This is a genomic window from Micromonospora sp. WMMA1998 (genome assembly GCF_027497375.1).
GTDB classification, from domain to species: Bacteria; Actinomycetota; Actinomycetes; order Mycobacteriales; family Micromonosporaceae; genus Micromonospora; species Micromonospora sediminicola.
The window spans coordinates 390,946-411,756 of the sequence record NZ_CP114911.1; the positions used below are offsets into that span (position 1 = coordinate 390,946).

Here is a 20,811-nt window from a genome sequence, read left to right on the forward strand (position 1 = left end):
CACCCCGAAACCATGCCGAGCGTTGTCCGCCCCACCGTGATTACGGTAGAAGCGAAGGCAATTCAACGAAGATCTTGCCGGCGAAGCGAGGAACAGATGACGGAAGTCAAGCTCGACCACCCCGGTGGGCAGCTGTCGATGCCGGTGCAGTCCGCGGTCGAGGGGCCCGCCGGTATCGGGGTGAGCAAGCTGCTCAAGGAAACCGGGATGACCACGTACGACCCCGGTTTCGTCAACACCGCGTCCTGCTCGTCCGCGATCACCTACATCGACGGTGACGCGGGCATCCTGCGGTACCGCGGCTACCCCATCGACCAGCTGGCCGAGAAGTCCTCCTTCCTGGAGGTCTCCTACCTGCTGATCTACGGCGAGCTGCCGAGCCAGACCCAGCTGACCGAGTTCAGCGAGCGGATCCGCCGGCACTCGCTGCTGCACGAGGAGATGCGCCGCTTCTTCGACGGCTTCCCCCGTGAGGCGCACCCGATGGCCGTGCTCTCCTCGGCCGTCAGCGCCATCTCGACCTTCTACCAGGACAGCCTGGACCCGTTCGACTCCGAGCACGTGGAGATGTCCACGGTGCGCCTGATGGCGAAGGTGCCCACCATCGCCTCGTACGCGTACAAGAAGTCGATCGGCCAGCCGCTGCTCTACCCGGACAACTCGCTGGGTTACGTCGAGAACTTCCTGCGGATGACCTTCGGCGTGCCGGCCGAGCCGTACGAGGTCGACCCGGTGGTCGCCCGGGTGCTGGACATGCTGTTCATCCTGCACGCCGACCACGAGCAGAACTGCTCCACCTCCACCGTGCGGCTGGTGGGCTCCAGCAACGCCAACCTGTTCGCCTCGGTCTCGGCCGGCGTGAACGCGCTGTTCGGCCCGCTGCACGGTGGCGCCAACCAGGCCGTGCTGGAGATGCTCCAGAAGATCCAGGCCGACGGCGGCGACGTCCGCACCTTCGTGCAGAAGGTGAAGGACAAGCAGGACGGCGTCAAGCTGATGGGCTTCGGCCACCGGGTCTACAAGAACTACGACCCGCGCGCCGCGATCGTGAAGAAGGCCGCCCAGGACGTGCTCGGCCGGATGGCCAAGCCCGACCCGCTGCTGGACCTCGCGATGCAGCTGGAGGAGATCGCGCTCGCCGACGACTTCTTCGTCTCCCGCCGGCTCTACCCGAACGTGGACTTCTACACCGGCCTCATCTACAAGGCCATGGGCTTCCCGACCAAGATGTTCACGGTGCTGTTCGCGCTGGGTCGGCTGCCGGGCTGGATCGCCCAGTGGCGCGAGATGATCAACGACCCGGAGACCAAGATCGGCCGCCCGCGGCAGATCTACACCGGCGCCGCCGAGCGGGAGTACCTCCCCGCCGCCGACCGCTGAGGTGTAAGGAAGGGCCCCCTCTTAACGCCTCCGGTAGAGGAGGGGCCCCTTCTTTAACAGGCTGACGACAGAGGCCGCCGACCCGGCTCGGGGTGGGCGGCCTCTGTCGTGCGCGTGCGGAGGCGTGCCGGGGTGTTAAAAGGGGGCCCTTCCTCTACCGGAGGCGTTAAAAGGGGGCCCTTCCTTCACCGCAGGCCGGCGGCGGTGAGGAGGTTGCCCTCGGGGAGGGCGGGCAGGGCGCGGCCGGCGGCCATGCGCTGCTCGGCCCGCGCCGCGGTGAACGCCGGGTCCCCGCCGATCGCGGCGGCGTACGCGGCGGCCGTGCGGGACGCGATCGCGGCCCAGCCGTACTGCTCGTGCACCATGGTCCGGGCACGCCGGGCCAGCGCGCGGGCCCGCTCCCGGTCCGACAGCAGCGCGTGCACCGCCTCGGCGAGGCCGTCCGGATCGTGCGGGGCGAAGGTCATCCCGGTCACGCCCGGCTCGACGATCTCGGCGAGCCCGCCGGTGCGGGACACCGCCAGTGGCGCGCCGGCCGCCGCGCCCTCCAGCGCGACCATGCCGAACGGCTCGTAGATGCTCGGCACCGCGAAGCAGTCCGAGGCGGCCATCACCGCGGGCAGGTCGGTGCCGCCGAGGAAGCCCGGCATGCTGACCGTGGCGCCGAGCCCGAGCCGGTGCACCTCGGCCTCCAGGTCCGCCTTGTAGGGGCCGTCGCCGACGATCACCGCACGCAGCCCGGGGTGCCGGTCGCGCAGCCGGGGCAGCCCGGCGAGCAGGTGCTGCACGCCCTTCTCGTAGACCAGCCGGCCGGCGAACGTGACCAGCGGGCCGTCGCCGGCGAAGCGGGCCCGGGCGGCGGCGACCGCCGAGGCGGGCACCCGCCAGCGGTGCGGTTCGACCCCGTTGGGCACCACCTCGACCCGGGCCGGCTCCACGCCGAACAGCGCGCCCACCTCGTCGCGCATGTAGCCGGAGCAGACGATCACCCGGCCGGACTCACCGGCCAGCCACTGCTCGACGCCGTGGATGGTGCGGTTCATCTCCGCCGGCAGCCAGCCCTGGTGCCGGCCGGCCTCGGTGGCGTGGATGGTGGTCACCAACGGCACGTCGAGGTGCTCGCGCAGCGTCATCGCGGTGTGCGCGACCAGCCAGTCGTGGGCGTGGATCACGTCGTAGGCGCCCGACTCGGCGGCACGCAGGGCGGCTCGGGTGAGGGTGTGGTTGAACGCCATGGTCCAGGCCAGCAGCGAGCTGGTGGCGAGCGGGAAGGTCACCGGGTCCTCGGCGGCGCGGACGATCCGCACGCCGTCGGCGTACTCCTCCAGCGGCGCGCCCTCGGCGTGCCGGGTGACCACGGTGACCTCGTGTCCGGCGGCGGCCAGCGCGACGGAGAGCGCGTGCACATGCCGACCGAGCCCACCCACCAGCACCGGCGGGTACTCCCACGACAGCATGAGGATGCGCCGCTTGTGCGGCGCGGCGCCGGGCTGCGGCGGCGGGGTCGGGCGGGAGGTGAGGGTGGGCCGGTGGAGCCGGTCCGTCGCGGTGGCGGGCTGCGCGCCGACCCGCAGAGAGGTCACGTCGATCTCCGTCCATGGCAGGGGAGGACACGCCGGCATCGGTGGCGGCGGAAGCGATTGGTGAGGGGTGGCCGAACGGCCGGGCGGAAACGCGCGGGCGCGTGTCCGCGATCCAGGAAAGTCCATCCGGCGCGAACCCGCATCTCGAAAAGGGCGATCGTGACGGACAACACCCGATCGTTTCGGTTACGGTCCGAACGGGTGGATTGGCGGCGCGTGAGGCGGGGCATCAACGGCGTGCGCATCGGCCGTCCCCCGTCCGGTGCGCTCACGATCATGGGCCCGAAGGAGCGACATGCAGGTCTGGCCGGGCGAGAGCTATCCCCTCGGAGCCACCTACGACGGGATGGGGACCAACTTCGCGATCTTCTCCGAGGTGGCGGAGAAGATCGAGCTCTGCCTGTTCGACGAGTGGGACATCGGCACCGAGCGGCGCGTCGAGCTGCGCGAGGTCGACGCGTACGTCTGGCACGCCTACATCCCGGGCGTGGAGCCCGGCCAGCGTTACGGGTTCCGGGTGCACGGGCCGTGGGACCCGGCCAACGGGCTGCGGTGCAACCCGCACAAGCTGCTGCTCGACCCGTACGCGAAGGCGGTCGACGGTGAGGTCTCCTGGGACCCGTCGGTCTACGACTACGAGGTCGGCGGCGACCCGGACCGGATGAACACCGTCGACTCGGCGCCGTTCATGCCGAAGTCGGTGGTGGTGAACCCGTACTTCGACTGGGGCAACGACAAGCCGCCGCGCACGCCCTACCACCACTCGGTGATCTACGAGGCGCACGTGCGCGGGCTGACCATGCGTCACCCCGGCATCCCGGAGGAACTGCGCGGCACGTACGCGGCGATCGCCTCCCCGGTGATGATCGAGCACTTCAAGCAGCTCGGGGTGACAGCGGTCGAGCTGATGCCGGTGCACGAGTTCGTGCACGACCACCGCCTGGCCGATCTGGGGCTGCGCAACTACTGGGGCTACAACACCATCGGCTTCTTCGCCCCGCACCACGGCTACTCCGCGCTGGGCCGCCTGGGCCAGCAGGTGCAGGAGTTCCGGGGCATGGTCAAGGCGCTGCACGCCGCCGGGATCGAGGTCATCCTCGACGTGGTCTACAACCACACCGCCGAGGGCAACCACCTCGGGCCGTCGCTGAGCTTCAAGGGCATCGACACCCCGAGCTACTACCGGTTGTCGGAGGAGGATCGGCGCTACTTCGTCGACTACACCGGCACCGGCAACAGCCTCAATGTGCGCAGCCCGCACTCGCTGCAACTGATCATGGATTCGCTGCGCTACTGGGTCACCGAGATGCACGTCGACGGCTTCCGCTTCGACCTCGCCGCCACGCTGGCGCGCGAGTTCTACGAGGTGGACCGCCTCTCCACGTTCTTCGAGGTGGTGCAGCAGGACCCGGTGGTGGGCCGGGTCAAGCTGATCGCCGAGCCGTGGGACATCGGCCCCGGCGGCTACCAGGTGGGCAACTTCCCGCCGCAGTGGACCGAGTGGAACGGCAAGTACCGCGACACGGTCCGTGACTTCTGGCGCGGCGAGCCGGCCACGCTGGCCGAGTTCGCCTCCCGCATCTCCGGCTCCGCCGACCTGTACCAGGACGACGGCCGCCGCCCGTTCCACAGCATCAACTTCGTCACCTGCCACGACGGCTTCACCCTCGCCGACCTGGTCTCTTACAACGACAAGCACAACGAGGCCAACGGCGAGGAGAACCGGGACGGGGAGAGCCACAACCGCTCTTGGAACTGCGGCGTCGAGGGAGAGACCGACGACCCGGGCGTGCTGGCGCTGCGGGCGCGGCAGCGGCGCAATTTCCTGGCCACGCTGATCCTGTCCCAGGGCGTGCCGATGCTCGGCCACGGCGACGAGCTGGGCCGCACCCAGCGCGGCAACAACAACGCCTACTGCCAGGACAGCGAGCTGGCCTGGGTGGACTGGGAGCGGGCCGACACCGAGCTGCTCGCGTTCGTGCGGCGGCTCACCGACTTCCGCAACCGGCACCAGGTGTTCCGCCGCCGGCGGTTCTTCACCGGGCTGCCGGTCGGCGGCCGGGCCACCGGGTCCGGCCTGCCGGACCTCGCCTGGTACACCCCGGACGGCCGGGAGATGACCGGCGAGGACTGGGGCAACGACTTCGGCCGCTCGGTGGCCCTGTTCGTCAACGGCGACGGCATCCCGGAGCGCGGCCAGTACGGCCAGCGCCACCGGGACAGCTCGTTCCTGCTGCTGTTCAACGCGCACGACGCGCCGCTGGACTTCACGCTGCCCGGCGAGGAGTTCGGCCCCCGGTGGGACCTGGTGATCAGCACGGCGGAACCGGATCCGGAGAAGACCAAACTGGTCGAGGCGGGTGGCACGGTCTGCGTACCGGACCGCTCGCTGCTGGTCCTGGAGAGGACGGCCTGACCCATGCCCGACACCCCTCGCTCCACCTACCGGGTGCAGGTGCGCCCCGGCTTCGACCTGGACGCCACGGCCGAGCTGGCCGACTACCTGTCCGCGCTCGGCGTCACCCACCTCTACACCGCGCCCCTGCTCACCGCCACCCCCGGTTCCCCGCACGGCTACGACGTGGTCGACCCCCGGGCGGTCAACCCGGAGCTGGGCGGCGAGGCCGGCCGGCGGCGCCTGGTCCGGGCGCTGCGCGCGGCCGGGCTGGGCCTGGTCGTCGACATCGTGCCGAACCACGCCGGGGTGGCCCGTCCGGCGGCCAACCCGGCCTGGTGGGACGTGCTGCGCCGGGGCCGCGACTCGGCGTACGCGGACTGGTTCGACATCGACTGGGACCGCGGCCGGCTGCTGCTGCCGGTGCTCGCCGACGCCCCGGACGCGCTCGACGACCTCAAGCTGGTCGACGGGGAGCTGCGCTACCACGAGCACCGCTTCCCGGTCGCCGACGGCACCGGCGACGGGACGCCCCGGCAGGTGCACGACCGGCAGCACTACGAGCTGGTGAACTGGCGGCGCGGGGACGCCGAGCTGACGTACCGTCGCTTCTTCGCCGTGTCGGACCTGGCCGGTCTGCGGGTGGAGGACCCGGCGGTCTTCGACGCCACCCACGCGGAGATCCTGCGCTGGGTCGACGCCGGCGACGTCGACGGCATCCGGGTCGACCACCCGGACGGCCTGCGCGACCCGGCCGGCTACCTGGCCCGGCTGCGCGCGGCCGCGCCGGAGCGCTGGCTGGTGGTGGAGAAGATCCTGGAGTACGGCGAGGACCTGCCGGACTGGCCGGTCGACGGCACCACCGGCTACGACGCCCTGGCGGCGGTCAGCGGGCTGTTCGTCGACCCGGACGCCGAACCGGACTTCACCGCGCTGGACGGCCGGCTCACCGGCCGGCACACCTCCTGGGAGGACCTGACCCACGGCACCAAGCTGGAGGCCGCCACCCGGCTGCTCGCCGCCGAGCTGACCCGCCTCGCCGCGCTCGTCCCCGAGCTGCCGCGCGAGCAGGTCCGCGCCGCCCTGGCCGAGCTGGCCGCATGCTTCCCGGTCTACCGCGGCTACCCGCCCGAGGGGGCACGGCACCTCGCCGCCGCCCGCAGCGAGGCCGGCCGGCGCCGGCCCGACCTGACCGGCGTGCTGGACGCCGTCACCGCCCGGCTCCGCGACCCCGACCACGAGCTGGCCGCCCGGTTCCCGCAGCTGACCGGCGCGGTGATGGCCAAGGGTGTGGAGGACACCGCCTACTACCGGTGGAGCCGGTTCGTGGCGCTCAACGAGGTGGGCGGCAGCCCGGCCCACTTCGGGGTGCCGCCGGCGGAGCTGCACCGGTTCGCCGCCGCCCGCCAGGTGCGGTGGCCGGCGAGCATGACCACGCTGTCGACCCACGACACCAAGCGCGGCGAGGACGTGCGGGCCCGGCTCGCCGTGCTCAGCGAGATGCCCGGCCGCTGGGCCGAGCGGGTGACCGACTGGATGTCCCGGGCCCCGCTGGCCGACCCGGCGCTGGCCCACCTGCTCTGGCAGACCGCCGTCGGCGCCTGGCCGATCGAGCGGGACCGGCTGCACGGGTACGCCGAGAAGGCCGCCCGGGAGGCGTCGGTCAGCACCAGCTGGGCCGACCCCGACCCGGCGTTCGAGCACGAGATGCACGCCCTGGTCGACCGGATGTACGACGACCCGGAGCTGCACGCGCAGATCACCGCGTTCGCCGACGAGATCACCCCGGCCGGCTGGTCGAACTCGCTCGGGCAGAAGCTGGTCCAGCTCACCATGCCCGGCGTTCCGGACACCTACCAGGGCACCGAGCTGTGGGAGAACTCCCTGGTCGATCCGGACAACCGGCGGCCGGTCGACTTCGCCGTACGCCGCAAGACGCTGGCCCGGCTCGACGCCGGCTGGCGGCCGGCGGTGGCCGCCGACGGGGCGGCCAAGCTGCTCGTGGTCTCCCGGACGCTGCGCCTGCGCCGCGACCGCCCGGAGCTGTTCGGCGGCTACCGGCCGGTGCCTGCGCGCGGACCGGCCGGCGCGCACGCGGTGGCCTTCGACCGGGGTGGCGCGGTCGCGGTGGCGACCCGGCTGCCGCTGCGGCTGGCCCGCGCCGGCGGCTGGCGGGACACGACTCTGTCACTTCCCGTTCATCCGTGCACCGACTTGTTCACCGGTCGGGTCTACAGTGGTTCTGAGCTGCTCCTGGATGATCTGCTGAGCACCTATCCCGTCGCCCTCCTCGCACCCACCGACTCTGTGGAGGCCGCCGCATGACCGAGTTCACGGTGTGGGCGCCCGAGGCCGCCCGGGTGCGGCTGCGCCTGCCCGGCGTCGCCGACCACGAGATGCGCCCCGGCCGGTCCGGCTGGTGGCGGGTCGAGGTGCCCGACGCGGGCCCCGGCACGGACTACGCGTTCCTGCTCGACGACGACGAGCAGGCGCTGCCCGACCCCCGGTCGGCGTGGCAGCCGGCCGGCGTGCACGGTCCCAGCCGCCTCTACTCGCATGCCGCGTTCGACTGGACCGACGCGGCCTGGACCGGTCGGCAACTGCCCGGCAGCGTCCTCTACGAGCTGCACATCGGCACGTTCTCCCCGGAGGGCACGTTCGACGGCGCGATCGCCCGGCTCGACCACCTGGTCGACCTCGGCGTCGACCTGGTCGAGCTGCTGCCGGTCAACGCGTTCAACGGCGAGCACAACTGGGGCTACGACGGCGTCTGCTGGTACGCCCCGCACGAGCCCTACGGCGGGCCGGACGGGTTGAAGCGGTTCGTCGACGCGGCGCACGCCAAGGGGCTGGGGGTGATCCTCGACGTCGTCTACAACCATTTCGGGCCCTCCGGGGCCTACGCGCCGCGCTTCGCGCCGTACCTCACCGAGCAGAGCAACACCTGGGGCCGCACCGTCAACCTCGACGGCCCGCACTCCGACGGGGTGCGCCGCTACATCGCCGACAGCGTGCTGATGTGGCTGCGCGACTACCACGTCGACGGGCTGCGGCTGGACGCCGTGCACGCGATGCCGGACGGCCGGGCCACCCACTGGCTGGAGGAGGTGGCCACCGAGGTCGAGGCGCTGTCGACGCACCTCGGTCGGCCGCTGTCGCTGATCGCCGAGAGCGACCTCAACGACCCGACGCTGATCACCGCGCGGGAGGCCGGCGGCTACGGCCTGCACGCCCAGTGGAACGACGACGCCCACCACGCGCTGCACACGCTGCTCACCGGCGAGCGGCAGGGCTACTACGGCGACTTCGGCTCCCTCGAGTGCCTCACGGACGTGCTGACCGGGGCGTTCTTCCACGCCGGCACCTGGTCCAGCTTCCGCAACCGCAGCCACGGCCGACCGGTCGACCGGCAGCGCACGCCGGGTCACCGCTTCGTGGCCTACCTGCAGAACCACGACCAGATCGGCAACCGGGCCACCGGTGACCGGATCTCCGCCACGCTCTCGCCCGGGCTGCTGCGGGTCGGCGCCACCCTGCTGATGACCGCGCCGTTCACCCCGATGCTGTTCATGGGGGAGGAGTGGGCGGCGACGACGCCGTGGCAGTTCTTCACCAGCCATCCGGAGCCGGAGCTGGCGACGGCGGTGGCCACCGGCCGCAGGCGCGAGTTCGCCGCGCACGGCTGGCCGGAGGGGGACGTGCCGGACCCGCAGGACCCGCAGACGTTCCTGCGGTCCCGGCTGGACTGGGCCGAGCTGGACAAGCCCGAACACCGCGAGATGTACGAGTTCCACCGGCGGCTGATCGCGCTGCGCCGGTCCCGGGCCGACCTGTCCGACCCCCGACTGCACCGGGTCGAGGTGCGCCACGGCGACCGGTTCCTGGTGATGCGGCGCGGCAACACGCTTGTGGTGGCCAACCTGGCCGACCGGCCGCAGCGGGTCAACCTGCCCGGGGTGGTGCGCCGGGTGCTGCTCGCCACCTCCGAAGGCGTCACGGTGATGCGGGACGGCATCGAGCTGCCGCCGGAGTCGGCCGCGATCGTGGCGCTCTGACCCCCCGCGCCCACCACTCACGATCGGTGCGGAAGGAAGCGGTTAGTTCACCGCCGCGGCATGGTCCTACCTCCGACGACCGACCGTGGAGGTTCCCCATGTCCGACAACCTGAGCCGCGACGAACTGTGGGCGCTGGCGCACGCCGAGCGCGGCGCCCTGGCCGAGGATCTCGCCGGCCTCGACGCGGCGCAGTGGGCGCAGCCCTCGCTGTGCGGCCGGTGGACGGTGGAGCAGGTCGTCGCGCACCTCACCGCCGCGGCGAGCGTCGGCCGGGCCCGCTGGGCGGCCAGCGTGCTCGGCGCCCGGTTCGACTTCGACCTGCACAACGACCGCCGCCTGGCCGAGCACCGGGGTGCCGACGCCGGTGAGACGCTCGAGCGCTTCCGCCGGGTCGTCGGCAGCACCACGTCGACGTTCGGGCCGACCGAGGCCTGGCTCGGCGAGGTGGTCGTGCACGCCCAGGACATCCGGCGTCCGCTCGGCCTGGACCGCACGCCGCCGGTCGAGGCGGTCACGCCGGTGGCCGCCTTCTTCGCGAGGCGGGATTTCACCGTGGCCGGACGCAGCGGCGTGGACGGCCTGCGGGTGGAGGCGACCGACGGTCCGTTCGCGGCCGGCGCCGGCCCGCTGGTCAGCGGCACCACCCTGGCGCTGACGATGGCGATGGCGGGCCGGGCCGCCTACTGTGACGACCTCACCGGGCCCGGCCTGCCCACCCTGCGGCAGCGCTGCGCCCCGGCCTGACCGCACGAACGGCGCGCCGATCGTGCTGCGCTGCCCGTCCCGCCGCGAGACACGGAGCGCGGGGCCGGACGACGCGCTTGTCGGGAGGCCGCGCAGGTGACGCTCGACGCCGTGCGCCGAGCCGACGGACGCTCCGGCAAGCATACTCAGTATGCTCCCCGGCATGCCGCCCTCGTCTCGCCGCCTGACCCTGGTCGCCCCCGTCGCCGGCGTCCTGCTCGGCTTCCTCGACTTCGTCTGGATCAGGTGGGTGCCGTACCCGCTCGCCGAACTCGGCAACTCCACCGCCGTCTGGGCGGTCGCCGCGTTCGCGCTCGGCTGGTGGGTCCGGTCGGGCGCGGTGCGGGCCGCCGTGGCCGCCACCGTCCTGCTGGTGGTCGCGGTGCCCAGCTACTACCTGGCGGCCACGCTGCTCCAGGACGACGACCTCGCCGTGGTCGCGGCGCCCAGTTCGCTGCTCTGGATGGTGCTCGGGGTGCTCGCCGGCGTGGTGTTCGGCGCGGCCGGCACCTGGGCTCGCGTCGACGGGTGGCGGCGCGTGCTCGGCGTCGCGCTGCCGGCGGCCGTGTTCGTCGAGGAGGCGCTGCGCTTCGCCGGCCGGGCGCGGTCCGGCTACCCGGGTGGGTGGTGGAACGTCGCGATCGACCTGGCGCTCGCCGCGTTGCTGGTCGTGCTCGTCGGGCGTACCGCCCGGACGCGGCTGCTCGCGGCGGCCGTGGCGCTGCCACTCGCCGCCGTCGGCGCGCTGGTGTTCGCCGTCGTTTCCGGGTGATGCCGGCGTGCACCGATTGACTTTCGATAGCTAGGCACCGAAACTCGATATATGAACGATCTCGACGTGCTGGTCGTCGGCGCCGGACTCGCCGGGCTGCACACCGCCACGCTGCTCGCCCGGGGCGGCCACGACGTGCTGCTGGTCGACCGGCGACCCACCCTGGCCGGCGCGATCCGCACCACCGGCATCTTCGTCCGCCGCACGCTCGACGACTTCCCGCTGCCCGAGGACTGCCTCGGCCCGCCGATCCGGCGGGTGGTGCTCCACCCGCCCGGGCTGCGCCGTCCGGTGACGCTGGACAGCGGGCGCGACGAGTACCGCGTCGGCGACATGGCGGGGCTCTACACCGCCGCCGCGCACGCCGCCGCCGACGCGGGCGTGCGGATCGCGCTCGGCACCCGCTACACCGGCCGGCGGGCCGACGCCGTCGCGCTGCACGGGCCCGACGGGCCGGTCGAGGTTCGCGCCCGGTTCGTCGTCGGCGCCGACGGCGCCCGCTCCCGGGTGGCCCGCGACCTGCGCCTGGACCGCAACCGCCACCTGCTGGTCGGCGCCGAGGAGGTCTTCGCCGTGCCGCCGGACGACGGGCCGCCCACGTTCCACTGCGTGCTCGACCCCACGCTCGCGCCCGGCTACCTGGCCTGGGTCGTCAACGACGGACGGCACGCCCACGTCGGCGTCGCCGGCTACCCCGACCGCTTCCCCGGCGGGCTCCGGCACGCGCTGCGGCGGTTCGCCGCGACGGCCCCGGGACTGCCCGGCGTGGGCCGACCCGAGCGGGTCGAGCGGCGCGGCGGGCCGATCCGGGTCGGCGGGCTGCTGCGCCGCATCGGCTGCCCGGACGGCCTGCTGGTGGGCGACGCGGCGGGCGCGGTCAGCCCGCTCACCGCCGGCGGCCTCGACCCGTGCCTGCGGCTGTCCGCGCACGCCGCGGACGTCCTCGACGAGGCGCTGCGCACGGGCCGCCCCGAAGCCGTGCGCCGCTACGACGGCGCCGCGCTGCGGGCCCGCTTCCGGGGCCGGCTGACGCTGCGCCGAGGACTGGCCCAGGTGCGCACGCCGGCCGTCGCGACGGCGGCGTTCACCCTCCTGCGGACGCCGATCGGGCGCGCCGCGGCCCGGGGCGTGCTGTTCGGGGACCGGTCGTTCCCCACCCCGTGACGGTCAGGGGATCGGCCACTCGTGCACCGGGCGGTTGCTGTGCATCAGGTCCACGTAGTGGCGGACCACCTCGCGCAACGCGGCCGGCCGGTCCAGGTGGTCGGCGGACTCCAGCCGGTGCAACGTCTCCACCTGCCAGGTCGCGCCGTTGCGCCCGGTCAGGCAGCGCTGCTCGACGATGCCGAGCAGCCGGTCCCGCTCCACCGGGTCCAGGCCCCAGCGGTCGAGCCCGTGGTGGGCCAGCGGCAGCAACCGGCGCAGCACCAGCTCGGTCACCGGCAGGTAGCCCAGGCCGGGCCAGAACACCTGGGCGTCGATGCCGTGCCGGGCGCAGGCGTTGAAGTTCTCCTCGGCGGCGCTGAACGACATCTGGGACCAGAGCGGGCGGTCCGACTCGGCCAGCGCCCGGACCACGCCGAAGTAGAACGCGCCGTTGGCGACCGTGTCCAGCACGGTCGGCCCGGCCGGCAGCACCCGGTTCTCCACCCGCAGGTGCGGGCGGCCCCGCAGCACGTCGTAGACCGGCCGGTTCCAGCGGTAGATGGTGCCGTTGTGCAGGCGCAGCTCGGCGAGCTTCGGCACCCCGCCGCTGTGCAGCGTGGTCGCCGGGTCCTCCGGGTCGCAGACCGGCAGCAACGCCGGGAAGTAGCGCACGTTCTCCTCGAACAGGTCGAACACCGAGGTGATCCAGCGTTCCCCGAACCACACCCGCGGGCGTACCCCCTGGGCCTTGATCTCCTCCGCCCGGGTGTCGGTGGCCTGCTGGAACAGCGGCACCCGGGTCTCCCGCCACAGTTCCCGGCCGAAGAACAGCGGAGAGTTCGCGCCGAGCGCCACCTGGATGCCGGCGACCGCCTGGGCGGCGTTCCAGTAGTCGGCGAACTGCGCCGGGCTGACCTGGAGATGGAACTGGGTGCTGGTGCAGGCGGCCTCGGGCGTGATCGTGTCGGCGGTGGTAGCCAGCCGCTCCACCCCGCTGATCGCGATCGGCAGGTCCTCGCCCCGGGCGGCGAAGATCTGCTCGTTGAGCAGCGCGTAGCGCGGGTTGGCCGAGAGCGATGACGCGGTCAGGTGCTCCGGGCGCAGTGTCGGCAGGATCCCGATCATGACCATGTGTGCGCCGACCGTGCGGGCCTTCTCCTCGGCGGCGTTGAGGCTGGCCCGGACGTGCTCCTCGAACTGGGCGGTGCCGGTGCCGGCGAGCCGGCGCGGCGCGACGTTGATCTCCACGTTGAACTGGCCCAGCTCGGTCTGGAACGCCGGGTCGGCGATCGCCTCCAGCGCGTCGGCGTTGCGCATCGCCGGGTCGAACCCGTCGTCGACCAGGTTCAGCTCGATCTCCAGCCCGGTCATCGGCCGTTCCACGTCGAACCGGGACTCGCGGAGCATCTCGGCGAAGACGTCGAGGCACCGCCGTACCTTGTCGCGGTAGCGGGCCCGGTCCTCCCGGCTGAAGGTGCGCGCGCCGACGTCCTCGCCCATGGTCACCACCCTGTCACCGTTGGTCCTCCCAACCTCGCACGGAGCGGCGGGTCAGGAAAGGCCTGAAGGACCTTTTCTGTACCCCGTGCCGCCCCCGTCGATCCCCGGTGGTAAGGAAGGGCCCCCTCTTAACGCCTCGTGCATAGGCGGGGCCCCCTTTTAACAGCTGGTCACCGCGCGGCCGGCTACCATGGGCCGCCGGCCGAAGGGGGAGTGTTGATGCGCGACGGGTGGATCCGGGCGTTCGTGTGGGCGGCGATCGCCGAGGCGTGCTCCTGGGCGGCGCTGCTGGCCGGCATGGCGGTCAAGTACGGCCCGCCGCGCGACGAGATCGGCGTGCAGGTCTTCGGCCCGATCCACGGCGGTCTCTTCGTGGCGTACGGGCTGCTGGCGCTCGTGGTGGCGCGGCGCCAGCGCTGGTCGCTGGTGCAGACCGGGCTGGCGCTGGCCAGCGCCGTGCCGCCGTTCGCCACCGTGCTGTTCGAGCGCTGGGCCCGCCGGCATGGCCTCCTCGCCGCCCCCGCCGTGCCCGTCGAGCCCCCGCTCACCCGCGTCGGTGGTTAACAGGGGGCCCCGCCTCTACCGCAGGCGTTAATAGGGGGCCCTTCCTTTCACGTCAGGGCGGAGCAGGCGGCGACGCCGACCACCAGCACCGCGCCGAGCGCCGCCTGCAGCAGCAGCGCCGGCCCGAGATGCGACCAGAGCGTCGCGGTACGCGGGGTGAGCAGCTGCCCGGTGGTGAGGTTGACGATCCGCTCGATCCGGGGCGGCAGGTCGCCGTCACGCTGCGGGCGCAACGTGAGTTGGACGTGGTCGCCCGGGTGCAGCGCGCTCTGCGGCAGGTGGCCGTGCAGCTCGACCTCGACCAGCCGGTCGGCGGCGTCGCGCACCCGGACCGGGGTGACCAGGAACTCCGGCCCCTTCTTCAGCTCCTTGAAGCTGCGCCGGGCGCCTCCGCCGCCGTTGCTGAGCAACGCGCGCACCACCCGCAGCAGCAGCCCCACCACCCCGGCCGCGGTCAGCACCGCGACCAGCGCCGGTTGCCCCACCCGGACCTCCCGGGCGTAGCCCTCCATCAGCCGCACCAGGCGCCCGGTGACGATGCGTTCCGTCGGCCGGACGACGCGTCGGGTGTGCAGCTCCGTGTCCATGTTCACCACCGAGAGTTCCGTTCCGTGCACAGATGGTATCGGTCCTTCGGGTTGAACGACGTGAATGAAGGGCGGTCACTCCCCACCGGTGGAAGGTGACATCGGCCGGGGCGCGGGTATGCGTGCGGCCGAGCTGGAAAGGGGTCGAGCATGCAGCTGTCCTTCCTGCGCCCGCTCTACGACCGTCCCGGGCCCTGGTGCTCGGTGTATCTGGACGCCTCCCGGGACACCCACGACGCCCGTCCGCAGGTCGACCTGCGATGGCGCGCCCTCAAGGGGAACCTGTTGGCCCAGGGCGCCGATCCGGTCACCGTCGAGGCGGTGGAGGAGGTGGTCCGCCGGCACGACCCGATGCCGGGCGACTACGGCATCGCGGTCTTCGCCACCGGGGGCCGGGTGGTGCTCACCGAGTACCTCTCCGCGCCGCCGCTGCGGGACCTGGCCACCTGGTCCGCCCTGCCGCACACCATGCCGCTGGTCGCTCAACGGGGCGAACAGGTGGCCTGGGTGCGGGTGCTGGCCGACCGCACCGGCGCGGACGCGATGGCGGTCAGCGCCGGCGGGGTGCCCCGACGGGCCCAGGTGGCCGGTGGACAGAGCCGGCAGCTGCGGCGGGTGCAGCCCGGCGGGTGGTCGCAGTCCCGCTACCAGCGGGCCGCCATGGAGGCCTGGCACCAGAACGCCGGCGACGCCGCGGCGGCCACGGCCGACCTGGCCGAGCGGGTGGGCGCCGACGTGGTCGTCGTCGCCGGGGACGTCCGGGCCACCGGGATGATCGCCGCCCAGCTGCCCGAGCGGTGGCAGGACGTGCTGGTCCGCACCGACGCCGGATCCCGCGACCCGGGCGCCGACGACACGCTGATGGACGACATCACGGTGCAGACGGTCGCCGAGGTCGCCGACCGCCGGATCGCCGCCGCGCTCGACCGGTTCGGCGTGCAGGAGGACGTCGGCGCCGGCCTCGACGCGGTCGTCGCCGCGCTGCAACGCAACCAGGTCGACACCATGCTGATCGTCGACGACGCCTCCGCCGACGGCGAGCTGTGGGTCGGGCCCGAGCCGACCGAGATCGCCACCGACCCGGCGCAGCTGGCCGGCATGTCGGTGGCCGACCCGCAGAAGGTGCGCGCCGACGCCGCGCTGCTGCGCGCGCTGATCGGCACCGACGCCGACGTGACGGTGCTCGCGCCGGAGGAGGCGCCGGAGCTGACCGACGGGGTCGGCGCGGTGCTGCGCTACGTCGACGCCGGCACCCCGGGGCGGGGCGATGGCTGAGCGTACCGTCGCCGACCTGGTGGTCGAACGCCTGCGGGCCTGGCGGGTGCCGCGGGCCTTCGGCTATCCCGGCGCGGCGATCGCGCCGATGCTGGCCGCGCTGGACGAGGCGGGCGGGGACCCGGAGTTCGTCCCCGCCCGGCACGAGGAGACCGCCGCGTTCATGGCCACCGGGCACGCCAAGTTCACCGGCGGCATCGGGGTGTGTCTGGCCACCCAGGGCCCCAGCGCGGTGCACCTGCTCAACGGTCTCTACGACGCCAAGCTGGACAGCAAGCCGGTGGTGGCGATCATCGGCGAGGACGTCAGCGGCCCGCTCGGCGGCGCGCACGAGGAGATCGGCCTGAGCCGGCTCTTCGGCGACGTGTGCAACCAGTTCGTCCGCTACGGCCGCAGCCCGGAGCAGGTGCCGGCGCTGCTGGACCAGGCGTTCCGCACCGCGGCGGCCACCCGCAGTCCGACCTGCGTGGTGCTGCCGCGCGCCCTGCAGGTGACGGTCGTGCCGGACCTGCTGCCGCAGACCGCCGGTGTGGTCACCGCGACGCCCGGCGAACCGCTGGCCCGGGTGCTGCCCCACGAGGCCGACCTGGACGCCGCCGCGGCGCTGCTGGGCACCGGAGCGCGGGTGGCCCTCCTGGTCGGTCAGGGCGCGCACGGCGCGGAGGAGGAGATCGTCGCGCTCGCCGACCGGCTCGGCGCCGGCGTGGCCACGTCGCTGCTCGGCAAGCCGGTGCTGGACGAGCGGCTGCCCTTCCACACCGGTGTGCTCGGTGAGGTCGGCACCACGGCCGCCGCGCAGCTGATGGGCGGCTGCGACACGCTGCTGATGGTCGGCACCAACGACCCGTGGACCGACTGGTTCCCGCTGGTCGGTCAGGTCCGCACCATCCAGATCGACATCGACGGCCGGCGGATCGGCACCCGCTACCCGGTCGACGTGCCGCTGGTCGGCGACGCCGCCGAGACGCTGCGCGCGTTGCTGACCCGGGTGCCGGAGCGGCGCAACGGGCAGTGGCGGGGCGTGGTGGAGAAGTCGGTGGACCGGTGGCGGGAGGCCGCCGCGGAGCGCGCCGCCGCCCCGGCCGAGCCGATCAACCCGCAGCTCGTGCTCCGCGAGCTGTCGGCCCGGCTGCCCCAGCGAGCCTCGGTCGCCGTCGACGTCGGCTCGGTCGTCTACTGGTACGCCCGGCACCTGGAGCTTCCTCCGGGCGTGCAGGCCCGGCTCTGCGGCACGCTCGGCTCGATGGGCTGCGCCCTGCCGTACGCGGTGGCCGCCAAGCTGGCCCGTCCGGACCAGCCGGTGCTCGCGCTGCTCGGCGACGGTGCGATGCAGCTCAACGGCCTGGCCGAGCTGATCACGGTGGCGCACCACTGGACCGAGTGGCGGGACCCCCGGCTGGTCGTGCTGGTGCTGAACAACCGGGACCAGTCCGGCGTGGGCGGCGGACGCCCACCGGGCACGCTCCCCGACCGGCGTCCCGACGTGCCGTACGCCGGGTGGGCCCGACTGCTCGGGCTGCACGGCGTCCGGGTGGACCGGCCGGACCTGGTCGGCGCGGCCTGGGACGAGGTGTTGGCGGCGGACCGGCCCACCGTGCTGGAGGCGGTGGTCGACCCGGCCGTGGCGCTGGACGTGCCGGAGCCGGCGTTGGCGGACCTGCGCGGCCTGGTGGCCGACGGGGACGCCGCGCGCCGGGTGCGGGACCGGGTGAACCAGACCGAGGCCATCGCGGCGGAGGACCTCGTTTAGCCAGCTCATGTCAGGGCACTGCCTCGTGGCAGTCACCTCAGGAGGTCAGATGCCCGCCGCCGCCACCGACCGTCGCTACGGCCCCGCCCCGCTGCCCGGGCCACGCGGGCCGGTCTCCGCCGCAGTGCTCGCCGCATTGTGCGGGACGCCCGGCGACCTGCCGGTCGGGCTGGGCGTCGAGTTCGGGGCGGTGGCCGAGCCGCTGGTCGACGAGGACCTCCAGCTCACCCTCTTCCTCTGCTACGAGCTGCACTACCGGGGCTGGCGGGGGGTCGCCGACGACTGGGAGTGGGAGCCCTCGCTGCTGGCTCTGCGGGCGCGGGCCGAGCGGCCGTTCGAGGCGGCGCTGCGCCGGCTGGCCGGGCCGGTGCCGGCGGTGCTCCCGGCCGCGCTGCCGGGTGCGCTGACCGACCTGGTGGCGGCGGACGACGGCCCGCCGCTCGCCGCCACGCTGCAACGCCGGGCCGACCTCGACCAGTTCCGCGAGTTCGTCACCCACCGCTCGACCTACCACCTGCGGGAGGCCGACCCGCACAGCTGGGCCCTGCCCCGGCTCGGCGGCGCGGCCAAGGCCGCGCTCGTGGAGATCCAGATGGACGAGTACGGCAACGGCCGGCTGGACCGGATGCACGCCGAGTTGTTCCGCACCACGATGGACCGGCTCGACCTGGACACCGGTTACGGCGTCCACCTGGACCGGGTCCCGGCGGTCACGCTGGCGACCAACAACCTGATGTCGCTGTTCGGCCTGCACCGGCGGCTGCGTGGGGCGCTGGTCGGACACCTGGCCGCGTACGAGATGACCTCGTCGCTGCCGAACCGTCGCTACGGCAACGGGCTGCGGCGGCTCGGCCTCGACGCGGTGGCCACCCGCTTCTACGACGAGCACGTCGAGGCCGACGCGGTGCACGAGCAGATCGCCGCGTACGACCTGTGCGGCGGGCTGGTCCGCGCGGAGCCGGCCCTCGCCGCCGACGTGCTGTTCGGGGCGGCCGCGGCGCTGGCGGTGGACCGGCTCTTCGCCGGCCACCTGCTCTCCGCCTGGTCCGCCGGTGGCTCGTCGCTGCGCTCGCCGGACCGGGCTCTCGCCGCCGCGTGACGGGGTGTTAAGAGGGGCCCCTTCCTCTACCGCAGGCGTTAAGAAGGGGCCCTTCCTTAACCGCGGAAGCCGGCGACCTTGTGCGTGCCGTCGCAGAACGGTTTGATCGCGCTCTTGCCGCACCGGCAGAGCGCGACCGTGCCCCGGCGCGTCTCGATCGGTTCCCCGTCCGGGGTGACCAGCGCGAAGTCGCCGCGCACCAGCAGCGGTCCGTCCCGGTACGGGGTGATGGTCGCCGCCGGGGCGCTCTCGTCGTCGGGCATGCGCGGTGCAGTGCCCGTCCCGGTCCGGCCCAAACCCGCTCCCACGTGCTGTTGCGTCCGTGGCGGTGGGGGAGTGGCGCGACGGCGTACCTGGGTGTCCCGGGCGGTGCGGTCGCCCGAGCGGGCGTTGGTCCGCGCCGTGGGGAGATGCCCCGTTTAGACCACAGAGGGACGGGAAGCCGGCCCGCGTGGTGAGCGAACGAGCACAGTCGGGACCGGCGACCGGCGCCGGGCTGCCCGGTGACCGGGTGGTGGCGGCGGGCAGCGCCGCCCGGCTCCTGGTGGCCGCCACCGCCCGGGCGCTGCGCGGCGACGACTGCGGCGACCTCGGCCACCCCGCCGCGCTGTCGCGGCTTCCCGGCACGCCGGAGCCGGTGCGCCGCGCCGCCGCGGGCCGCGCGGCCGGGCGGGCCGCGCTGAGCGCCGCGCAGGTGGCCCGGGTCGACGCCGAACGGGTGGCCGGCTGGTTCGTCGACCAGTACCCGGACCGGCGCTGGCCCGGAGCGGTGCTCGGCTCACCGCACGGCGCGGCCGCCCACCTCGCGGTGGCGCTCGGCGTGCCCTGGCTGCCGGCCGGGTTCGAACTCGCGGCGACCTGGAGCCGGGGCGCGGTGGACCGCCCGGACCGGGCGTACGACCACGGCGCCGCGTTGGCCGGGCGACTGCTCGCCGGCAACCCCCGGCTGCACGTGCGGCAGGTGCACTGCCCGGCCAGCCGGGGCGTGGCGGCGGGTGCCACCGTGACCCTCACCGCCCGCTGGCGCACGCTGCCCACGGCGTACGCGGGGTTCCTGGCCGACCGGCTGGAACCGGCGGCGCCGGTGCTGCTGCTGCACGACGCCCGCACGTGGCCGGTGCGGGACACCGGCGACGGGCACAGCTTCCAGGCCGGCTGCCCGACCAGTGGGCTGGACCCGCTCGACTTCCACCCGGACGCGCACGGGCTGCGCCAGGTGCTGCGCGCGGCCGGCGGTGACGAGACGCGCTGGGCGGCGCCGGAGGTCACGCTGCCGGCCGCGTTCGCCGCACACGGCGTGGAATCCGGTTTCGAGCACGCCGCCCGGGAGTGGGGCGACCGGCACGGACACCCGCTGCACCGGGTGGTGGTGCCGCAGCCGGACGCGCTCAGCGCGGCGACCGCCGACCTGTACCGCCGGTGGCTGCGCCGGGCCGGCAAGACCGGCGACCGGTTGGTGGTGGAGTGCGGCCGGCTGCTCGACCCGGGGCAGGTGCTGCGGGCCGGCCTGGTGCCCTACTGGTGCGAGAACGCCACCCGCCGGCGGGTCGAGGGCGCGGAGTGGTGGCTGGCCGGCAGCGAGCCGTTCACGTCGGTGGACGTGCTGCCGGAACCGCCGGGGCTCCGCTCGCCCGCGCTCGCCGGGCTGCCCCAGTGGCTCGCGGTGGCCGGCTTCGGGCGGCGCCGGCGGGCCCTCGACCGGGGCGCGGCCCGCGGCTACCCGGTCACCTCGGTTCCCACCCGACGTGCCACGGAGGTGTTGCGCAACCAGCCCTGCGACCTGCCCGCGCCGCCGCCGCTGCGGATGGCCGAGGCCCTCGCCGCGCTCCGGGACTCCGGCGCGCACCAGGGTCTGCTGGTCTGCTGAGCGCGGCGCCCGCGCCGGCGGCCCTCGGCCGGCCGGGCCAACCTGGCGAAATATCCTCGCGATCCTGCGGTCCGTGATTGAGTACCTACGGA

16 protein-coding genes are annotated in these 20,811 nt (G+C 73.9%); 12 read left to right on the forward strand and 4 right to left on the reverse strand.

What is annotated here, in order from left to right; genetic code table 11:
• Window positions 1-96: 96 nt before the first annotated feature.
• A complete protein-coding gene (locus O7600_RS01930) occupies window positions 97-1,380 on the forward strand; it encodes a citrate synthase (protein ID WP_281591994.1) in 1,284 nt (427 codons plus the stop codon).
• Window positions 1,381-1,565: 185 nt separating this feature from the next.
• Here O7600_RS01930 and O7600_RS01935 read toward each other — a convergent pair whose 3' ends face one another.
• Window positions 1,566-2,963 (reverse strand): glycosyltransferase family 4 protein, encoded by a 1,398-nt coding sequence (locus tag O7600_RS01935; protein ID WP_281591995.1) that lies wholly within the window; start codon window positions 2,961-2,963, stop codon window positions 1,566-1,568.
• Window positions 2,964-3,258: 295 nt separating this feature from the next.
• Here O7600_RS01935 and glgX point away from each other — a divergent pair, with 295 nt between their 5' ends.
• The 6 genes from glgX to O7600_RS01965 all read left to right on the forward strand — a co-directional run bounded on the left by glgX (window position 3,259) and on the right by O7600_RS01965 (window position 12,095).
• Window positions 3,259-5,379 (forward strand): glycogen debranching protein GlgX, encoded by a 2,121-nt coding sequence (gene glgX, locus O7600_RS01940; protein ID WP_281591996.1) that lies wholly within the window; start codon window positions 3,259-3,261, stop codon window positions 5,377-5,379.
• A gap of 3 nt (window positions 5,380-5,382) precedes the next feature.
• Entirely contained in the window at window positions 5,383-7,683 is a 2,301-nt protein-coding gene (gene treY / locus O7600_RS01945) for a malto-oligosyltrehalose synthase (protein ID WP_281591997.1), read from the forward strand.
• Window positions 7,680-9,413, forward strand: a complete 1,734-nt coding sequence (gene treZ / locus O7600_RS01950) for a malto-oligosyltrehalose trehalohydrolase (protein WP_281591998.1) — start codon at window positions 7,680-7,682, stop codon at window positions 9,411-9,413. Before treY ends, treZ begins: the two co-directional genes overlap by 4 nt.
• 98 nt (window positions 9,414-9,511) lie before the next feature.
• Window positions 9,512-10,159, forward strand: a complete 648-nt coding sequence (locus O7600_RS01955; protein ID WP_281591999.1) for a maleylpyruvate isomerase family mycothiol-dependent enzyme — start codon at window positions 9,512-9,514, stop codon at window positions 10,157-10,159.
• 163 nt (window positions 10,160-10,322) lie between these two features.
• On the forward strand, window positions 10,323-10,931 hold the full coding sequence (locus tag O7600_RS01960) for a DUF6518 family protein (RefSeq protein ID WP_281592000.1): 609 nt from the start codon (window positions 10,323-10,325) through the stop codon (window positions 10,929-10,931).
• 51 nt (window positions 10,932-10,982) lie between these two features.
• Window positions 10,983-12,095: an NAD(P)/FAD-dependent oxidoreductase gene (locus O7600_RS01965; protein WP_281592001.1), complete on the forward strand. Its 1,113-nt coding sequence runs from the start codon at window positions 10,983-10,985 to the stop codon at window positions 12,093-12,095.
• Window positions 12,096-12,098: 3 nt separating this feature from the next.
• On the opposite strand, the gene O7600_RS01970 is transcribed toward O7600_RS01965, so the two are convergent.
• Complete coding sequence (locus tag O7600_RS01970) at window positions 12,099-13,577, reverse strand: glutamate--cysteine ligase (RefSeq protein WP_091577712.1); 1,479 nt, start codon at window positions 13,575-13,577, stop codon at window positions 12,099-12,101.
• Between the two features lie 219 nt (window positions 13,578-13,796).
• Here O7600_RS01970 and O7600_RS01975 point away from each other — a divergent pair, with 219 nt between their 5' ends.
• Window positions 13,797-14,141, forward strand: a complete 345-nt coding sequence (locus tag O7600_RS01975; protein ID WP_281592002.1) for a DUF3817 domain-containing protein — start codon at window positions 13,797-13,799, stop codon at window positions 14,139-14,141.
• 47 nt (window positions 14,142-14,188) lie between these two features.
• On the opposite strand, the gene O7600_RS01980 is transcribed toward O7600_RS01975, so the two are convergent.
• Window positions 14,189-14,737 (reverse strand): hypothetical protein, encoded by a 549-nt coding sequence (locus O7600_RS01980; RefSeq protein WP_281594048.1) that lies wholly within the window; start codon window positions 14,735-14,737, stop codon window positions 14,189-14,191.
• Between the two features lie 141 nt (window positions 14,738-14,878).
• On the opposite strand from O7600_RS01980, the gene O7600_RS01985 reads away from it, so the two are divergent.
• From O7600_RS01985 to O7600_RS01995, 3 genes are read left to right on the forward strand one after another with little or no spacing between them, the layout of a single operon-like run.
• Window positions 14,879-16,003: a Vms1/Ankzf1 family peptidyl-tRNA hydrolase gene (locus tag O7600_RS01985; protein ID WP_281592003.1), complete on the forward strand. Its 1,125-nt coding sequence runs from the start codon at window positions 14,879-14,881 to the stop codon at window positions 16,001-16,003.
• Window positions 15,996-17,753 carry a thiamine pyrophosphate-binding protein gene (locus O7600_RS01990; RefSeq protein ID WP_281592004.1) on the forward strand — a complete coding sequence of 586 codons (1,758 nt, stop codon included), beginning with the start codon at window positions 15,996-15,998 and terminating at the stop codon, window positions 17,751-17,753. The genes O7600_RS01985 and O7600_RS01990 overlap by 8 nt, the downstream gene beginning before the upstream one ends.
• A 49-nt stretch (window positions 17,754-17,802) precedes the next feature.
• Window positions 17,803-18,852 (forward strand): iron-containing redox enzyme family protein, encoded by a 1,050-nt coding sequence (locus O7600_RS01995; RefSeq protein WP_281592005.1) that lies wholly within the window; start codon window positions 17,803-17,805, stop codon window positions 18,850-18,852.
• A 56-nt stretch (window positions 18,853-18,908) separates the two neighbouring features.
• Here O7600_RS01995 and O7600_RS02000 read toward each other — a convergent pair whose 3' ends face one another.
• A complete protein-coding gene (locus tag O7600_RS02000) occupies window positions 18,909-19,115 on the reverse strand; it encodes a CDGSH iron-sulfur domain-containing protein (protein ID WP_281592006.1) in 207 nt (68 codons plus the stop codon).
• Between the two features lie 188 nt (window positions 19,116-19,303).
• On the opposite strand from O7600_RS02000, the gene O7600_RS02005 reads away from it, so the two are divergent.
• Complete coding sequence (locus tag O7600_RS02005) at window positions 19,304-20,719, forward strand: hypothetical protein (protein WP_281592007.1); 1,416 nt, start codon at window positions 19,304-19,306, stop codon at window positions 20,717-20,719.
• Window positions 20,720-20,811 lie beyond the last annotated feature (92 nt).